At 64.6% G+C, this 16,020-nt stretch carries 13 protein-coding genes; 6 read left to right on the top strand and 7 right to left on the bottom strand.

The window, feature by feature from the left end:
- Positions 1-187: 187 nt before the first annotated feature.
- Positions 188-1,192, bottom strand: coding sequence for a helix-turn-helix domain-containing protein (locus tag G6N30_RS05265; RefSeq protein WP_011560599.1), 1,005 nt, complete (start codon positions 1,190-1,192; stop codon positions 188-190).
- Positions 1,193-1,306: 114 nt separating this feature from the next.
- On the opposite strand from G6N30_RS05265, the gene G6N30_RS05260 reads away from it, so the two are divergent.
- Genes G6N30_RS05260 through G6N30_RS05250 form a run of 3 tightly spaced genes read left to right on the top strand, consistent with a single transcriptional unit; the run spans position 1,307 to position 4,242 of the window.
- Positions 1,307-1,627, top strand: a complete 321-nt coding sequence (locus G6N30_RS05260) for a 2Fe-2S iron-sulfur cluster-binding protein (RefSeq protein ID WP_011560600.1) — start codon at positions 1,307-1,309, stop codon at positions 1,625-1,627.
- A gap of 30 nt (positions 1,628-1,657) precedes the next feature.
- The gene (locus G6N30_RS05255) at positions 1,658-3,046 is read left to right on the top strand and encodes a cytochrome P450 (RefSeq protein WP_011560601.1); all 1,389 of its coding nucleotides are present in this window, start codon (positions 1,658-1,660) and stop codon (positions 3,044-3,046) included.
- Positions 3,043-4,242 carry an NAD(P)/FAD-dependent oxidoreductase gene (locus G6N30_RS05250; RefSeq protein WP_011560602.1) on the top strand — a complete coding sequence of 400 codons (1,200 nt, stop codon included), beginning with the start codon at positions 3,043-3,045 and terminating at the stop codon, positions 4,240-4,242. The genes G6N30_RS05255 and G6N30_RS05250 overlap by 4 nt, the downstream gene beginning before the upstream one ends.
- 16 nt (positions 4,243-4,258) lie before the next feature.
- On the opposite strand, the gene G6N30_RS05245 is transcribed toward G6N30_RS05250, so the two are convergent.
- The 4 genes from G6N30_RS05245 to G6N30_RS05230 all read right to left on the bottom strand — a co-directional run bounded on the left by G6N30_RS05245 (position 4,259) and on the right by G6N30_RS05230 (position 6,849).
- The gene (locus G6N30_RS05245; protein ID WP_005110548.1) at positions 4,259-4,840 is read right to left on the bottom strand and encodes a TetR/AcrR family transcriptional regulator; all 582 of its coding nucleotides are present in this window, start codon (positions 4,838-4,840) and stop codon (positions 4,259-4,261) included.
- A 90-nt stretch (positions 4,841-4,930) separates the two neighbouring features.
- Entirely contained in the window at positions 4,931-5,842 is a 912-nt protein-coding gene (locus G6N30_RS05240) for an alpha/beta fold hydrolase (protein WP_011560604.1), read from the bottom strand.
- Complete coding sequence (locus G6N30_RS05235; protein ID WP_011560605.1) at positions 5,842-6,279, bottom strand: PaaI family thioesterase; 438 nt, start codon at positions 6,277-6,279, stop codon at positions 5,842-5,844. Before G6N30_RS05235 ends, G6N30_RS05240 begins: the two co-directional genes overlap by 1 nt.
- A 45-nt stretch (positions 6,280-6,324) precedes the next feature.
- Positions 6,325-6,849, bottom strand: coding sequence for a TetR/AcrR family transcriptional regulator (locus G6N30_RS05230; RefSeq protein ID WP_005114254.1), 525 nt, complete (start codon positions 6,847-6,849; stop codon positions 6,325-6,327).
- Positions 6,850-7,062: 213 nt separating this feature from the next.
- Here G6N30_RS05230 and G6N30_RS05225 point away from each other — a divergent pair, with 213 nt between their 5' ends.
- The 3 genes from G6N30_RS05225 to G6N30_RS05215 are packed head-to-tail and all read left to right on the top strand — an operon-like array spanning position 7,063 to position 10,267.
- The gene (locus G6N30_RS05225; protein ID WP_024445489.1) at positions 7,063-8,556 is read left to right on the top strand and encodes an acetyl-CoA acetyltransferase; all 1,494 of its coding nucleotides are present in this window, start codon (positions 7,063-7,065) and stop codon (positions 8,554-8,556) included.
- Positions 8,553-9,653 carry a zinc-dependent alcohol dehydrogenase gene (locus G6N30_RS05220; protein WP_017205332.1) on the top strand — a complete coding sequence of 367 codons (1,101 nt, stop codon included), beginning with the start codon at positions 8,553-8,555 and terminating at the stop codon, positions 9,651-9,653. Before G6N30_RS05225 ends, G6N30_RS05220 begins: the two co-directional genes overlap by 4 nt.
- A 35-nt stretch (positions 9,654-9,688) precedes the next feature.
- On the top strand, positions 9,689-10,267 hold the full coding sequence (locus G6N30_RS05215; RefSeq protein ID WP_014382408.1) for a carboxymuconolactone decarboxylase family protein: 579 nt from the start codon (positions 9,689-9,691) through the stop codon (positions 10,265-10,267).
- A gap of 163 nt (positions 10,268-10,430) precedes the next feature.
- Here G6N30_RS05215 and G6N30_RS05210 read toward each other — a convergent pair whose 3' ends face one another.
- Both G6N30_RS05210 and G6N30_RS05205 read right to left on the bottom strand, forming a co-directional pair.
- On the bottom strand, positions 10,431-11,678 hold the full coding sequence (locus G6N30_RS05210; protein WP_234880340.1) for an ICP22 family protein: 1,248 nt from the start codon (positions 11,676-11,678) through the stop codon (positions 10,431-10,433).
- Positions 11,679-12,066: 388 nt separating this feature from the next.
- Positions 12,067-15,909, bottom strand: coding sequence for a bifunctional nitrate reductase/sulfite reductase flavoprotein subunit alpha (locus tag G6N30_RS05205; RefSeq protein ID WP_134060365.1), 3,843 nt, complete (start codon positions 15,907-15,909; stop codon positions 12,067-12,069).
- Positions 15,910-16,020: the final 111 nt, after the last annotated feature.

The raw sequence follows: 16,020 nt of genomic DNA, 5'->3' as shown, positions 1-16,020 counted from the left end.
CCCGCCGCTAGCGCGGTATGGATTCTCTGGAATGTCCTTGCGCCTCTTCCCAAGAGGGTGCTGCGATGACCGAAACCCGCGCCGATCGTGTCGTTTCTCGACGATGTCCAGGTGACAGATGAGGCCGATCGTGAAGCCCGCTGGTTCCGATGGTCGCCCGGCACACGCCGGGGCGGATCTATAGCCCTCAGTCGCGCGTTTTTCTGAAGTGGCGCGGTGAACGACCGGTCCACCGTTTGAAGGCATGTGTGAAGTTCGTGAGCTCCGCGTACCCGAGTTCTGCCGCGATCTCGCTTACAGACAACGATCTGTCGAGAAGTCGCAGAATTGCTCGCTCCCGCAAGAACGACTGACGCAATTCGCGAAAGGTGGTCCCCTCTTCGCGGAGGCGCCGCTTCAACGTGCTCGGGGATATCGAAAGCTCGCCCGCCGTCCGGCTGATGTTCGTTTTTCCGGGATCTTTTTCGAGCAGGTCCCTTACTTTTTCGGAGACCGACGTGTCACGTCGTTGATCGAGAGTTCGCTGCAAATCGGTGACGGCAATCCGGTACGCCACAGGATCGGAGAATCGACAGACCTCCTCGAGCGAAGCCGCGGGAACGTGGACGAACGAGCTGGGGGCGTCGAAGAAGATCCGACCCGCCAACACTTCGTCATGAAGAACCCACGACTCCGGCGCTGAATGACTTAAATGCAGTTCAATATTCGGTACGGCACCCGCGAGCATGTCGAGCAGACGCAACAGCGCCAGCCCACCGTAGGTGACGGCCAGGCAGTTCAGGCCCGCGTCACCGGTGCGACCGGTGAGCCCGATCGTGAGGCCGCGTTCCGTCGAATGGAACGTCGGGCTGAGGGCTGTGGTGATCACCGGCAGATAAGCAAGCAACTCGACAACCTCGGCTACCGAGCCCGCGCTGACCAAGGGAACACTGAGTGCCCCAAAGGACGTCAGTTTGGCGTGTTCAGCGAACGCGAAACCCAGACGGGTTCCCTGATCACAATCGAAATCGGAATATATCTCCCTGAACCACCGTAAGGGGACCTGCGCGTCGCGACCCACCAACATCGACTCGGTAACGTGCTCGCGAACCATGATGCTGCGGAGCGCAATGCTGGCGTCATGCCCCAGCGCCTCACTGTCCAGCATCTGCAGGAAAGCCAGCGCTGGCATACCCGAGTCGTCGAGTTTCACGTGCCTCCCTGCGCGTGAGCTAAAAACACAACTTTTTGACTCCTGCGAGCCTAGCGACGCTGGTCACGCGCGACAACGCTAAATAGAGGAGTTCCAAATTGAGGAGAGTTAATCATGGCAGTCGTCACCTTCGTCTCTCACGACGGCGAGAAGTACGAAGCCCCCTTGGCCGAAGGGCAGTCCTTGATGCAGGTTGCGGTCAACAACGCGGTGCCCGGCATCGACGGCGATTGTGGAGGGGAAGCCGCATGCGGAACGTGCCACGTGATCGTCGCTCCCGAGTGGTCGGACACGGTGGGACTCTGCGGCGCCAACGAAGAGGAGATGCTCGCGATGAACCCCGAGCGTCAGCGGACGTCGAGGCTGTCTTGCCAGATGTCCGCCTCCGAGGCATGGGATGGCTTGACGGTCGAGCTACCTGAGTTCCAGCTCTGAAACAACGTCATGGATTTGGAGGAAACAATAATGAGTATTCCCGCGGCAGTGGCCGCCAAAGCCCAGTCTGCCGTGCCTCTGGAGCTGCAAATCCGCGGCGCACACCTCTACGACAAGACACGCCGGTGGGTAACCGGAACCAATGGTAAGAAGATCTTCACCGAGACGCCCATTCCTCCGGTCGAGGACGTTGATATCGCCGACATCGATCTCAGCAACCCGTTCCTCTACCGCCAAGGCCGCTGGAAGTCCTACTTCGAACGCGTGCGCAACGAGGCGCCGGTGCACTACCAGGCTCACAGTGCGTTCGGCCCGTTCTGGTCGGTGACCCGCCACGCGGACATCATCGCCGTCGACAAGAACCACGAGGCTTTCTCCGCAGAGCCGTTCATCATCATCGGGAGACCGCCCCGCTTCATGGACATCGCCATGTTCATCGCGATGGATCCGCCACAACACGACTTGCAGCGCGCTTCCGTCCAAGGGGTTGTCGCGCCGAAGAACCTGCGCGAGATGGAGGGGCTGATCCGCTCGCGTGTCCAGGAAGTGCTGGACGATCTACCGGTGGATCAGCCGTTCAATTGGGTGCACCACGTCTCCATCGAACTGACAGCGCGCATGCTCGCGACCCTGCTGGACTTCCCGTACGAGCAGCGGCACAAGCTCGTGGAATGGTCGGACCTCGCCACCTCCATGGAGCAAGCCAATGGTGGTCCTTCCGACAACGACAGAGTGTTTCGTGGCATGGTCGACATGGCGAAGGGTCTCAGCGCTCTCTGGCATGACAAGGCGGCCCGTACCGCCAACGGGGAGCGACCGGGCTTCGATCTGATCACGATGCTGCAGGCCAACGAGGACACTAAGGATCTCATCGACCGCCCGATGGAATTCCTCGGCAATTTGGTACTGCTGATCGTCGGGGGAAACGACACGACTCGCAACTCGATGAGCGGAGGGGTTCTCGCCTTGAACCAGTTCCCCGATCAGTTCGAGAAGTTGAAGGCGAACCCTGACCTGATTCCCAACATGGTATCCGAGATCATTCGCTGGCAGACCCCGTTGGCGTACATGCGCCGAGTCGCGAAAAAAGACATCATGTTGAACGGGCAATTCATCCGCAAGGGCGACAAGGTCGTGATGTGGTACGCCTCTGGTAACCGCGATGAGCGTGTCTTCGAGCGGGCCGATGAGTTGATCATCGATAGGAGCAACGCCCGCAATCACATCTCGTTCGGGTTCGGCGTGCACAGGTGCATGGGAAACCGACTTGCTGAGTTGCAGCTTCGAATCCTGTGGGAGGAATTGCTCCCTCGCTTTGAGAACATCGAGGTGGTCGGCGAACCCGAGTATGTGCAATCGAATTTCGTCAGGGGTATCAGCAAGCTGATGGTTCGCCTCACTCCCAGGCCAAGTGCGTGACTCCCGAACGAGCGGTGATCGTCGGCGCGAGCCACGCCGGCGCGCAGTTGGCAGCTAATCTTCGAAGGGAGGGGTGGTCTGGGGAGGTCGTGCTCATCGGCGACGAGGGGGGACTGCCCTACCACCGGCCTCCGTTGTCGAAGGGATACCTGGCCGGCAAGAACGGCCTCGACGACCTCCTGATTCGCGGCGCTGATTTCTACGAAAAGCAGCACATTCGACTCTTGAATGCGACCGTGGAGGCGATCCACCGGAGTGCCAAGCGTGTGTCTCTGAGCACCGGCGACACGCTGACGTACACCAAGCTCGCGTTGTGCACCGGCGCAAGGGCCAGACGACTCCCCACACCAGGGGTGGATCTTCCCGGAATTCACTACCTGCGTACCGCTGCAGACGTCGAGTTGATCCGTGCCGCCGCTACACCGGGTCGGAGGGTTGTGATCGTGGGCGGCGGTTACATCGGGTTGGAAACGGCGGCCTCGCTGTGTTCGCTCGGCATGAACGTCACCGTCCTCGAGGCAACCGAGCGTGTACTCGAACGGGTCACCGCGCCGGAGGTTTCCGCGTTTTACACCCGAATCCACAACGGCGAGGGAGTGGAGATCCGAACACACGCTCTCGTCGAAGCCTTCTCCGGCAACGGCAGAGTGCAGGAGGTCGTGCTGGCAGGCGGCGAACCGATCCCCGCCGACTTGGTCATCGTCGGCGTCGGTGTGGTGCCGAACACCGAGCTCGCCTCGGCCGCAGGATTATCCGTCGACAACGGCATCGTGATCGACGACCAGGCCCGCACCAGCGACCCCGACATCGTGGCCGCCGGCGACTGCACCAGCCACACCATGGCTCGATACGGCTCGCGTATTCGTTTGGAATCCGTATCGAGCGCCGGCGAGCAGGCCAAGATCGCTGCGGCGACAATCTGCGGAAAACACAGCGCAATCGCTGCGCTTCCGTGGTTCTGGTCCGACCAGTACGATCTCAAACTCCAGATCGCCGGTCTCAACACCGGATACGACGAAGTGGTCTTCAGCGGCGACCCGTCGCGTGACCGTGACTTCAGCTGCTTCTACTTCCGCGATCGTGAACTCATCGCCGCCGACTGCGTCAACCGTCCTCGCGATTTCATGTTCAGTAAGCGGGCCATCAGCCAGCAGCTCCGAGTTGACCGCTCAGAGCTCCTCGCCGGCTCGATCTGACACGAGAGCTTGCTAGTTACAAACTGTGGACAACTCCCAGGTACCTGAGTGCTACGCGGGAGATCCGCTCACCGGTGGTGGCGATGTCCGCGGCTGGGAGTACAACATGACTCACTGTCAGTCGCACCAGAACATCTGCGACCTCCTCAACGTCTTCGGGATCGAGATCGTCGAAGTGGTCGTTAAACCACGTGATCAGAGCCGCGGAGCAGAGCTGAAGCAGGGAAGCCGACGTCGGCAGAAGAGGTAGGACTCCAGTAGACGACGAGCCACCGCGATCATTCCCCGAAGGGTTGGACGTCAGAACTGCCTTGAGGAGCGGGCTGTCTTCTGCTTCACAGAGGGTGAATTGCACCGCTGCGGTGATGCCGCCCCGCACGTCGCCCACGTGTTCGGCAAGGACGGCAAGAATGCCTTCCATAAAGCGCTGGCCCTCCGACACCACAAGCGCGTCGCCGAGCCCCTGTTTGTCGCCGAACTCTTTGTACAACGTCGGGCGGGAGACGCCGACCGATTCGGCAACCTCGCTCATCCGGACCTGATCCCAGCCCTTCTCGATGGCGAGTTCTCGTGTCGCCCTCAAAACCTTTTCGCGCACATGCCGGCGGAAAGACACCCGCGCTGGTTCAGTTGGCATAGGAGCAGGATAGGCGCCAGCCCTACATGGGCAGTCAACCGACAGCAGGGTTCATGTGGTCCTGTCGAGGAATTCGACGACCGCCGTCGAGAATGCGTCGTTGTTGTCGCCGGCAATCATGTGTCCCGCGCCCGATACGTCAACGGTTTGCGCGTGCGGAACGACGGTCAGGAAATGCTTTACTGTCTCTTCGGAGACCATGTCAGATAGTAGGCCCCGGACCAGCAGCGTTGGCGCGGACACCTGCCTCGCACCATCAAGAAGGAACGCGCTCATCATGTCGAAGTCTTTAGCGCCTTCGTCTGGATCACCCTGCAGGAACTGGAAATTCGACGTCACGAAAGCTGGATCCCATCGCCAGGCCCAGCGACCGTCTTCGCGACGGGCGAGGACTTTTCGGAGGCCGTCGAGGTTTTCGGGGCGAGGGCGGTGCGGGTTGTAGGCGGCGATCACGTCAGCGGCCGACTCTAGGCTGTCGAAACCTTCGGGGTGTGCCGACATGAACGCTACGACTCGTCGGGCGCCTTCCATCTCCATTCGCGGAGTGACGTCAACCAGGACGACGGCCTGCCATAGGTCCGGCGGGGCGAGCAAGTGTGTTCCGAGAATGGTCAAGCCGCCCAGAGAGGCGCCGATCGCGGCGACGGGGCGGCCGGAATCGGCGTATGAGCGCACGGCCAATAGGTCGGATCCAAGCCGGTCCCCGTCGTAGCGTCCGTCGGGGTCCCAGTCGCTGTCCCCGTGTCCCCTGGTGTCGTACGCGGCCACCGTGTAGCCCCGCTGGTGCAGGCGTTGGGCGGTGACGTCCCAGGCGTGTCGGCTTTGACCTCCGCCGTGAAGGAGCAACACGACCGCCCGCGGCGCATCACAGCGGTAGAGGTCGACCGCCAGCGTCAGCCCGTCCGCCGTGGGCACGCGCTCGACCACAGGAGCCGACGAATCGCCTGTTCTCTTTGCCGACATCAGGAGCTCGTCTTCGGTGCGACGACGGTGACGGTTCCCTGGGCCGCACACACCGCTCTGCCGTCGTTGCAGATGTCGATACGCGCCACACCGCTGGTTCTGCCCAGCGAGATGATCTCGGCTGTGGCTACACAGGTGCCGCTAGAGACCGGACGAAGCAGATTCAGTTTGAACTCCGTTGTCGCGACCCAAGATCCCAGTGGAATCACGGGATAAAACACCACTCCGAGGCAGTGGTCGACCATGGCCGATAAGCAGCCCCCATGCAGGTTCCCGAAAGGCGTCTTCAGGTCGTCGCGTGCGTCCATCTCCGCGACGAGCCGTCCCGCAGTGAATTCGGTGTGACGGAAGCCGAGGTAACCGGCCAACCCGCCCGTGGTTTCTGCTGCGCTCTTTAGTTGCTCAGCGACCTGTTCGTTGAACGTGGTGAATTGCACAGGCCCTCCTACCTCATCTGCCGTCGAGACATTACGCCATAGATGTCACATCGGTCGAGCGTGGTCACCCGCCAGGATCGCCGGAAGGAGAAACCTCGACAGAAACGCCCGGAGTCCGTCACGACTGCGCTCCCGCGGCCCTCGAACAGTCAGCAGGCTCAATATCGTGCGGACAACCCACTCGGCGGCGTCGTCGACGGAGACGCCCGGTTCCACGCAACTCCAGTGTCTGGTGAAGATGGGACGCAGAAATTCGGTGACGATTTCGAAGAGGGACGTCGAGGTCCCCGCCGCGAGACCCACGCCGGCGAGTTCCTCGTCGCTGCCGAACAACAATCCGATGATCTCTTCGCGGCGCGCGGCCTCAACCGTGTATTCCACGAAATCGACGAGCGCGGAGCCCAGGTCGGCGTGCGCCGCGATCCGCGGGCTGATGCGGTCGAGATAGCGCTCGGCGGCGCGAATGATGACACCCGACATCACCGCCTCCCGACTGGGGAAGTAGCGATACACCGTTGCCCTGGACACACCCGCTGTTCTGCCGATGTCCTCCATGGTCGTGCCCACCACACCGCAACTCTCGAGGCACCGCTCGGCAGCATCGAGCAACCGGTCGCGAGCGGACCCACGATCTGTCGGCGCGGCGGCGCCCCATCTCAACAACCTCGTCGACACACAGCCAGTATGCCGCGAGCGCACACCATTGTGACTTGCCCACGCACATGACACCATCGCAGTTATGTCTCAAGTCAGCCCCGTGGCCCTGAGCGGATGCCGATGCCGATGTTGGTAGAAGCGCGTACCCCGGTTGTCGTCGGCGTGGGCGAAGTTACCCATCGCGGGAACGACTTCGTGGACCCGATCGACTTGGCGGTAGAAGCCGCACGCCGCGCGGTCAAAGACGCAAGTCGCCCGGTCGAGCGGCGCATCGACACCGTCGCGACTCCGGGCATCCTGGTCATACCGCGCGACAATCCCGCCAGCAGGATCGCCGAAGCGATGCACATCAGTCCCGCCCGCCGCATCAGCTGTCCCGTCGGCGGAAACACCCCGCAGTATCTCGTCGAAGTGTTGGGTGGCGAAATAGGCGAAGGCCGTGCAGATGTCGTCCTGGTCGTCGGGGCGGAGAGCGGGCATTCCGCACGCAAGCTTCAGGGCGGGGCACTTCTCGACTCGCCGCCCCCACCCCGCTCCGACGACGAATCCCTGGGCGACGCCCGCCCCGGGCTGAGTCAAGCCGAATTGTCGGTGGGTCTGAGTTGGCCGCACGAGGTGTATCCCATCTTCGAGTCCGCGATCGCCGCGCGCCACGGCCGCGACTTCGATGCTCAACGGGAGTGGCTGGGCACGCTGATGGCCCCGTTCACAGCCGAGGCGGCACGCCATCCGGAACAGGCCTGGTTCCCACGCGCACGAAGTGCCACCGAACTCAGCGAAGTCACCGCGGAAAACCGCATGGTCTGCTTGCCCTATCCCAAGCTGCTCAACAGCATCATGTCCGTCGACATGGCTGCCGCCTTCATTCTCATGGCGGCCGAGGTGGCGGACGAATTAGGCGTCGCGCGCGATCGTTGGGTCTTTCCCTGGTCAGCAGCGACTTGCAACGACGTGTACTTCCCCGTGGAACGGCCGGACCTCAGCCGCTCATCGGGTATCGAGGTAGCGGCACGGAAGGCTCTCGATGCGGGCCGGTTGACCACCGACGACATCCGGTGGTTCGACCTCTACTCCTGCTTCCCGTCGGCAATTGAGATGGCTGCCGAGGCTCTCGACTTGGACCCCCTCGACGACAGAGGCCTCACAGTAACCGGAGGCCTGCCTTATCACGGCGGTCCCGGAAACAATTACGTCAGCCACTCGATCGTGGAGATGGTCCGACGGTGCCGACGCGACCCAACCGATGCCGGACTCGTCACCGGCCTCGGGTGGTATTCGACGAAGCATTCGGTCGGTGTGTGGTCGGCCACCCCGCCACCAGCCGGGTGGCGACTGCTCGACACGGCGGTCGAACAAGCTCAAATCGATTCATCGCGGCTGGCCGTCGCAGGCGCCGACGAGGCGACCGGTTGCGCGACAGTCGACGGATACACCGTCGTCTACGACCGAGACGGCCAACCTCGATGGACTCCGATCATCGCGCACCTGTCCGACGGGCAAAGAGTCGTCGCACGCAGCGACGATCCGCAGATCGCCGAGGCGATGGGCGCGGAAATGTACGTAGGTAAAACGGTGTGCCTCCGAAACACAGGGTCGTTCACCGGGTTCGAGCTTCCATGATCGCCGAGGCGATGGTGCTGACCGGACCGCGGAGTCTGCAGCGGCGCCAGATGACCATCCCCGACGTCGGCGACCGGGGTGCGATCCTGCGAGTTGAAGCATGCGGTCTGTGCGGAACAGATCACGAACAATTCACCGGACACCTGCCTGCCGGCTTCTCATTCGTTCCAGGGCACGAAATCGTCGGCATCGTCGAACATGTTGGCGCTGCGGCTGGCCAACGCTGGGGTGTACAAGCCGGCCAGCGCGTGGCCGTTGAGGTGTTCCGGTCCTGCCGAGACTGCCCCGAGTGCCGCCGCGGCGAATACCGGCGGTGCGCGGTGAACGGCATCGCCACCATGTTCGGGTTTGTCGACGTGGAGGTCGGCGCGGGCTTATGGGGCGGATACGCCACCCATGTGGAGCTTCCGTGGGACGCGATGCTGCTCCCGATTGCCGAAGACATGGACCCCGTTCTCGCCACGTTGTTCAACCCTCTCGGGGCCGGTATCCAGTGGGGGGCGACTCTTCCCGACACCAAGGCCGGGGACGTCGTAGCGATCCTGGGGCCCGGCATCCGCGGAATCTGTGCGGCGGTGGCGGCCAAAGAGGCGGGAGCCGCGTTCGTCGCGATGACCGGCGTAGGCCCACGCGACGAACAACGACTGGCCATAGCCAGATCATTCGGTGTCGACCTGCCCATCGATGTATCGCAGGACGATGCAGTGACCGCGCTCCAGCGTGAGACAGGCGGACGGCTTGCCGACGTGGTCGTCGACGTCACCGCTAAAGCACCCTCCGCGTTCGCCGATGCCGTCGGCCTTGCCAGGCCCGGCGGCACAATTGTGGTGGCCGGCACCCGTGGAGGAGGCGGCACGCCCCGGTTTGAACCAGACTTGTTGGTCTATAAAGAATTACACGTCGTAGGCGCACTCGGCGTGGAGTATCCCGCCCACCGGGCAGCCCTCGAGATTCTCGCCCTGGGCCGCTGGCCGTTCGACCGGATCACCAGAGAATCAACCGGATTCGCTGGGCTCGCGCAGCTGCTCACTTCGCTTGCAGATGAAAGTGCCCGATCAAGTGGGGCGCTGCACAACGTCTTTTTGCCCACGCCCTAACGGCGTGGGCAGAGGTTCAACAGAGAGGGCCACCCGTGACCATGGCGGAACGCGTACCGATGCTCGACCGTGAGCAGGCCCAGCTGCGAGCTGCCGAATGTGGGTTGCCCGAAGAGTTGGCAGACCTGTCGGTATTCCGCGTGGCACTTCATCAGCCGCGTGTGGCGGTTGCGCTGTATGGGCTGCTAGACGCGTTACTCTTCCGCGGTTCCCTTGACGCGCGGCTACGCGAGCTGGTCATCATGCGCATCGGCTGGATTACTGGCTCCGAATACGAATGGACTCAACATTGGCGAATCGCCACACTGCTCGGCGTGCCTGAGCATGATCTCCTGGCGGTGCGCGACTGGCAGAATTCCGAAAGCCTCGGGCCAGTCGAGCGTGCGGTCCTCGCAGCGACCGATGATGTGGTACGCGACGGGGTCATCTCCGAGGAAAACTGGGCTGGGTGCCAGAAGGCATTCAATAGCGATCACGCCGTTTTGGTCGAACTTGTCGGAGCAATCGCCAATTGGCGGCTCTTTTCGATCCTGCTTCGATCTCTGAATATTCCGCTTGAGTCCGGTACCGACGGCTGGCCGCCCGATGGGCGAGCTCCTCAGGGTTGCGATTGAGCGAAAAACGTGGACCGGTGCTTGACCGAAGCGGTCAGCGCCCCAATCGCCAGACCACGACCCGTGTCGTAGACGGACAAGTCCCCCCTCGGACACCGGTTGACACGACGACAGGCCCCCAGCTTCGAAGCGAAGCCGGGGGCCTGCTGCGTTCTCCGGAGTCCTATGCGGTGGTGTCACTCTCCGGCGCCGACTTGCCATCGGACGGTGACGCGGAAGCGTCAGAGTCGGCGGGCGCGGTGGCGTCCGGGTCGTCCTCACCCCCGTCTTCCGGCGTGGCGCCCGCCTCGTCGTCGTCGGTCACCTCGTCATCGGTCACCTCCTCGTCGGTCACCTCGTCGGTGGTGTCGTCGAGCGGTTCGTCGTCCCCGGTCACCTCGTCGACCGGCTCCTCGGCCGGCTCCTGTTCCGGGGCCTGGTCCTCGGCGGTGTCCTCGGCCTCCGTCGGATCGTCCTCGGCCACTGCCGGTTCCGGTGTGGGTTCGGACGCCGGTGCGCCTCCCTCACCCGCTTCCGGCGACTCCACGCTCAGCGACACCGTCCGCGCCGCGTCGGTCGTCGTCGAATCGATCGCCGCGACCCGGGCCGTCGGCGCCGGGCGGCCGAGCGCCTGCGCGATGGCATCACGGATGTTGAGCAGCCCGCTGATGGTGCCCAACCCGGGGCTGAGAAAGCCCGCGTCGACGTCGTCGCCGTTGAGGAACCCGTTGATGACCGCCGCGGGTCCGGTGATGAAGGCGTTGACGATCCCTTCGAGGTCCCCGGTGCGCGCCGCGTCGAAGAGGTCCTGGACGAACGCGCCCCCGGCTTTCACGAAACCGGCGTAGACCGGGCTCAGCACGCCGATCGCGAACAGGGTGATCGGCAGTTGCGTCTGGTCGATGACATCGAGCATGTTCTGCACCGGCTGCCGGATCACCGAGGTGATGGCGGGGATGAGTTCGATGGCCGGGCCGAGCAGCGGCGTGATGACGACCTGCCACAGGGTGTTGATCGTGCCTGCCAGATCGCCCGCCGCCAGGTCTTCGCCGGCCGCCCGTAGCAGCGCGGGCACCCCGAACGGATTGTCGGGTGAGAACGAAGTAACGAGGCTCTGGCCCGCGCGGTCCAGCGCCGCGCCCAGCGTCTGCGCGCTGTCCCACTGGTTCCGCAGTATCTGGGCGAGAATCGGCGCGGGGTCGGCGATGACCCGTTCGCCGAGGAGCCCGAGGTTCTCCAGCGTGTTCTCCACGACCTGGCCGTAGACGACGAACGGGTTGGCCAGGGCGGACAGCTGCAGGTCCGACGTCGCGACAACCGGCGACGCGGTGTCCGCGGTCGGGATCGGTGGTGCGACGGGGCTGATCGCGATGGCGCCGGCCCCGACGAGCGCCACACCGGTGGTCAGGTACGAACGTGCAGCTGCGTGCATTGCAAACCCCTTCTTCGTCGAAGATGTTCGGTCAAGAGGGGAAATTACTGCTCGGTAAGGTTACGTTCCGGTCGTTTTGGGAAACTCGAATGGGGTCCCGAATGGCCGGATCCGACCGAGCTAAGCGCCACGAAATCCCGTCAATGCCCACCTCAGACCCGAATCACGCGTCGGCGTTTGAGATAGCAAATAGTTGCACGCGTCAAATCCGCAAACTGTCCTACGCACTGAAAGCACGCACCCGCAGTCCGTGCGGATGCAAGTGGTCGGCAAACTTTCGGGGTGGCAAATGACTGCCTCCGGCGACGAGCGATCGCCCCGTCGTGTCAGCGATGTGGACCCGCAATCAGATGACAGAGCCCGTCACTTCTCGATCGGCCGACGGGCCTCAGTACACGTCGCGCAGGTATCGCTTCCCGGCGATGAGGCCCTTCTTGTACTCCCGCGCCCGGGATTCCGACATGCCGCCGTGCTTTCTGATGATCGCGGTGAGCGCGGCATCGACGTCCTTGGCCATCCGGCCGGCGTCACCGCAGACGTAGAGATGTGCACCGCGCTCCAACCAGCGCCACAGTTCGGTGCCGTGTTCGATCATCCTGTGCTGCACGTACACCGGCTTCGGCTGATCGCGGGAGAATGCGAGGTCCAGCCGTAGGAAGCCGTCGGCGACCATGTCCTCGAGATCGGCCCGGTAGTAGAAGTTCTCGTCACGGTGTCGGTCGCCGAAGAACAGCCAGTTGTCACCGGTGTGGCCGAGCGCGCGGCGTTCCTGCAGGAACGCGCGGAACGGTGCGATACCGGTACCGGGACCGACCATGATCATCGGAGCCTGCGCATCCCGGGGTGGGCGGAAGTGTGGTGAGCGTTGCAGGAACACCGGCGCCGGTGCGGTGGCCCGGTCGGCAAGGAACGTGCTCGCCACTCCCCCGCGCGCACCGCCGTCCCTGCCGCGGTAGCGCACCACCGACACCGTCAACTGCACCTCGCGCGGGCTCACCAGCGGGCTGCTGCAGATGGAGAACTGTCGCGGCGTGAGCCGCACCAATACCTCCTGCCACTGCTGCGGTTCGGCGCGGACGGTGAACTCCCGCACCACGTCGAGCCCGTTACGGTCGACCAGCCAGGCGTCGAGGTCGTCGCGCGCCGCGCGCAGCGCCTTGGCCGCCGCCCGGTCAGGACACTGCTCGGCCACGAAACGCATCAGGTCGGGGGTGACGCGACAGAAGTCGTAGCTCACCGTCAACGCCTCTCGCAGGGTGCGTTCGGCGCCGTCGACGTCGACGGTCTGCGCGCCGTCGAGACCGGTGGCGGAGAGCCAGGCGTCGACGGCCGTCTCACTGTTGGTGGCGTAGACCCCGAGAGAGTCGCCCGCGGCGTAGGTGACGTCGTACTCGGAGATGTCGAAGCCGAAGTGGCGCACTTCTTTTCGCGAGTTCGCGGGGGTGAGCAGCGTGTTGCGCGACAGGGGCGCGGGCAGCGGTCGGGCGCGGGTGAACGGTTCGGTGACCGTGGTGGTCCGGGTCATGGTGGCGACACCACTCCCGGGCGATTCGACCCCGTCCGGATTCAGCAGGCGGCCCACCTGTTTCGCCCAGTGCTGCATCCGGTCCCGGTCGTAGGCCTCGCAGTCGACCCGCTCGTGCAGTCGCGTGGCGCCCAGCGAGGCCAACCGCCCGTCGAGCGATCTGGCGTGCCCGCAGAAGTCGCGGTAGGAACGGTCACCGATACCCAGGACGGCGAAGCGGACCCGGTCCAGCTTCGGCGCATCCGGGCTCTGCAGCCGGTCGAAGAACTCCGCGCCGTTGTCGGGCGGGCCGCCGTCCCCGAACGTACTGGTGATGACCACGACGTCGCGAGTCTCGGCCAGCCGCGGTAACGGCAGGTCGTCCATGGGGACCAGCTGCGCCCCGGGCAGCCGGGCGGCCACATCGGTGGCGAACTCCTCGGCCGTGCCGGTCTGCGACGCCCACAGCACCAGCGGCCCGTCGGAGGCTCCTACCGGTTCCGGCGTCGAGATGCGGTGTGACGACACCGGCTTGTCGACGGCGTGCACCGGCCGCAGGCTGACCGCGCACACCTTGAACTCGGGTTGCAGCGACTCGGGGTCGACGGCGTCGTTGGTCAGCGCGTTGACGGTCAGGTATTCGCCGTGCTCGTCGTTCCAGTGGAACGGCACGAAGCAGTTCCCCGGCCGTACCCGGTCGGTGATCACCGCGGGCAGCACGGCCCGCCCGCGCCGCGACGTGAGCTCGACCGGTTGCCCTTCGGTGAGTTCGAGGGCCACGGCGTCGACGGGGTGCACCTCGACGAACGGCCCGCCGTTGAGTTTGTTGAGCTTGTCGACCCGCCCGGTCTTGGTCATGGTGTGCCACTGGTGTTGCAGCCGACCGGTGTTCAGCACGATCGGGTAGTCGGCGTCGGGCAGTTCGTCGGCGTCGACGTGCGGCCGCGGTATGAACGCCGCCCGCCGCGACGGCGTCGCGAACGCCAGCCGCGGCTGGTGCCCGTCGTCGTCGACATACAGGTGCTGGCTGACGCCGTCGTTGAGGTAGCGGATCGGGTGACGGTCGTCGGTCCCACCGGGAAGGTCGTCCGGCGGCACGGGCCACTGCAGGGGTGTCCGGCGGAGCCGCTCGTAGCTGGCGCCGCGAAGGTCCCATCCGGTCCGCAGATTGGTGAATCCGCGGATCTCCTCGAAGATCTCCGCGCTGCTGCGGTAGCTGAAGTGCTCGCCGAAGCCGAGTTCGGCAGCGATCGCACAGATCAGCTCCCAGTCGGGGCGGGCCTGTCCGGCGGGCGGGATGGATTGCTGCAGCAGCGTGATGGTGCGGTCGGAATTGACCATCACCGCATCGGATTCGGCCCACAGCGTGGCGGGCAGCACGATGTCGGCGTAGCGGTTGGTGGCGGTGTCGCGATAGGTGTCCTGGGTGATGACGAGTTCGGCGGCTTCCAGGCCGGCGATCGTGGTCTTGCGGTTGGGCATGGTGGCCACCGGGTTGGTGCAGATGATCCAGCACGCCTTGATCTCTCCCGCGGCCAGCCGCTCGAACATGTCGACCGCACCCGGGCCGAACTCGGTGCGGATGGTGCCGGGCGCCAGACCCCACCGCTGTTCGGCGAACGCCCGGTCGTCGGCGGAGACGACCGACCGCTGCCCGGGCAGACCCGGCCCCATGTATCCCATTTCGCGCCCACCCATCGCGTTGGGCTGGCCGGTCAGCGACATCGGTCCGCTGCCCGGCCGGCAGATCGCCCCGGTGGCCAGGTGCAGGTTGCAGATCGCGGTGGTGTTCGCGGTGCCGTGGGTGCTCTGGTTCATGCCCACCGCCCAGCACGTCATCCAGTCCCCCGCCTCGGCGATCATGGCGGCGGCCAGGCGGATGTCGGATTCACTGATGCCGGTGATCTCGGCGACCCTCGCCGGCGGGTAGTCGGCCAGGAACGCCGGCATCTGGTCCCAGCCCTCGGTGTGTTCGGCGATGAACTCGTCGTCGATGTCGCCGCGCCCGACGAGCAGGTGCAGCAGTCCGTTGAGCAGCGCCAGGTCGGTGCCGGGCTTGATCTGCAGGTAGAGGTCCGCCTTGTCGGCGGTGGCGGTGCGGCGCGGATCGACGACGATGAGCTTGGCGCCGGCCTTGAGCCGGTCCGCCATCCGCAGGAACAGGATGGGGTGGCAGTCGGCCATGTTGGACCCGATGACGAAGAACAGGTTGGTCAGGTCGAAGTCGGCGTAGGACCCGGGCGGGCCGTCGGAACCCAGCGACTGCTTGTAACCGGTGCCCGCGCTGGCCATGCACAGCCGCGAATTGGATTCGAGATACTTGGTACGCAGGAACCCCTTGGCCAGTTTGGTTGCCAGATACTGGGATTCGAGTGACATCTGGCCGGAGACGTACAGCGCGACGGCGTCCGGGCCGTGTTCCTCGATGATCCCGCGTAACCGCCTGCCTGCCTCGGCGATCGCGTCGTCGACCGGGACCGGGACCGCCTCGTCGTTGCGGCCCGGCCGCAGCACCGCCGACTTCAGCCTGCCGTCGTCGGCGCGCATCATCTCCGCGTGGGTGGCACCCTTCGTGCAGAGCCGGCCGGAATTGGTGGGGTGCAGCTTGTCCCCGGACACCCGGGCGATCACGGGGCGCGCGCCGTCTGCGCCGTCGGGTGAGTCCGTGTGCACCTCGATACCGCAACCGACACCGCAGTACGAGCACGCAGTCCTGGTCACCGCCATGGGGCCATCGTGGGCTCGGCCTGTTCCGGTTGGTTTCCCTGGACGTTATCGGCACGAAAACTGGTCCTCACCGCGGGCGTCGACGCGCGGTGAGCCGACGGTGAGGAACGG

The organism is Mycolicibacterium litorale (assembly GCF_010731695.1).
In the GTDB taxonomy this organism is placed as follows: domain Bacteria; phylum Actinomycetota; class Actinomycetes; order Mycobacteriales; family Mycobacteriaceae; genus Mycobacterium; species Mycobacterium litorale.
Note: the sequence above shows the minus strand (reverse complement) of the source record. Positions and strands in the feature narration are given on the sequence as shown.

What these genes read in the sequence shown, in the direction of transcription:
- G6N30_RS05260 (WP_011560600.1), top strand. Translation starts at nt 1,307, where the DNA reads ATGGCAGTCGTCACCTTCGTCTCTCACGACGGCGAGAAGTACGAAGCC.
- G6N30_RS05255 (WP_011560601.1), top strand. Translation starts at nt 1,658, where the DNA reads ATGAGTATTCCCGCGGCAGTGGCCGCCAAAGCCCAGTCTGCCGTGCCT.
- G6N30_RS05240 (WP_011560604.1), bottom strand. Translation starts at nt 5,842, where the DNA reads ATGTCGGCAAAGAGAACAGGCGATTCGTCGGCTCCTGTGGTCGAGCGC.
- G6N30_RS05225 (WP_024445489.1), top strand. Translation starts at nt 7,063, where the DNA reads ATGTTGGTAGAAGCGCGTACCCCGGTTGTCGTCGGCGTGGGCGAAGTT.
- G6N30_RS05220 (WP_017205332.1), top strand. Translation starts at nt 8,553, where the DNA reads ATGATCGCCGAGGCGATGGTGCTGACCGGACCGCGGAGTCTGCAGCGG.
- G6N30_RS05210 (WP_234880340.1), bottom strand. Translation starts at nt 11,678, where the DNA reads ATGCACGCAGCTGCACGTTCGTACCTGACCACCGGTGTGGCGCTCGTC.
- G6N30_RS05205 (WP_134060365.1), bottom strand. Translation starts at nt 15,909, where the DNA reads ATGGCGGTGACCAGGACTGCGTGCTCGTACTGCGGTGTCGGTTGCGGT.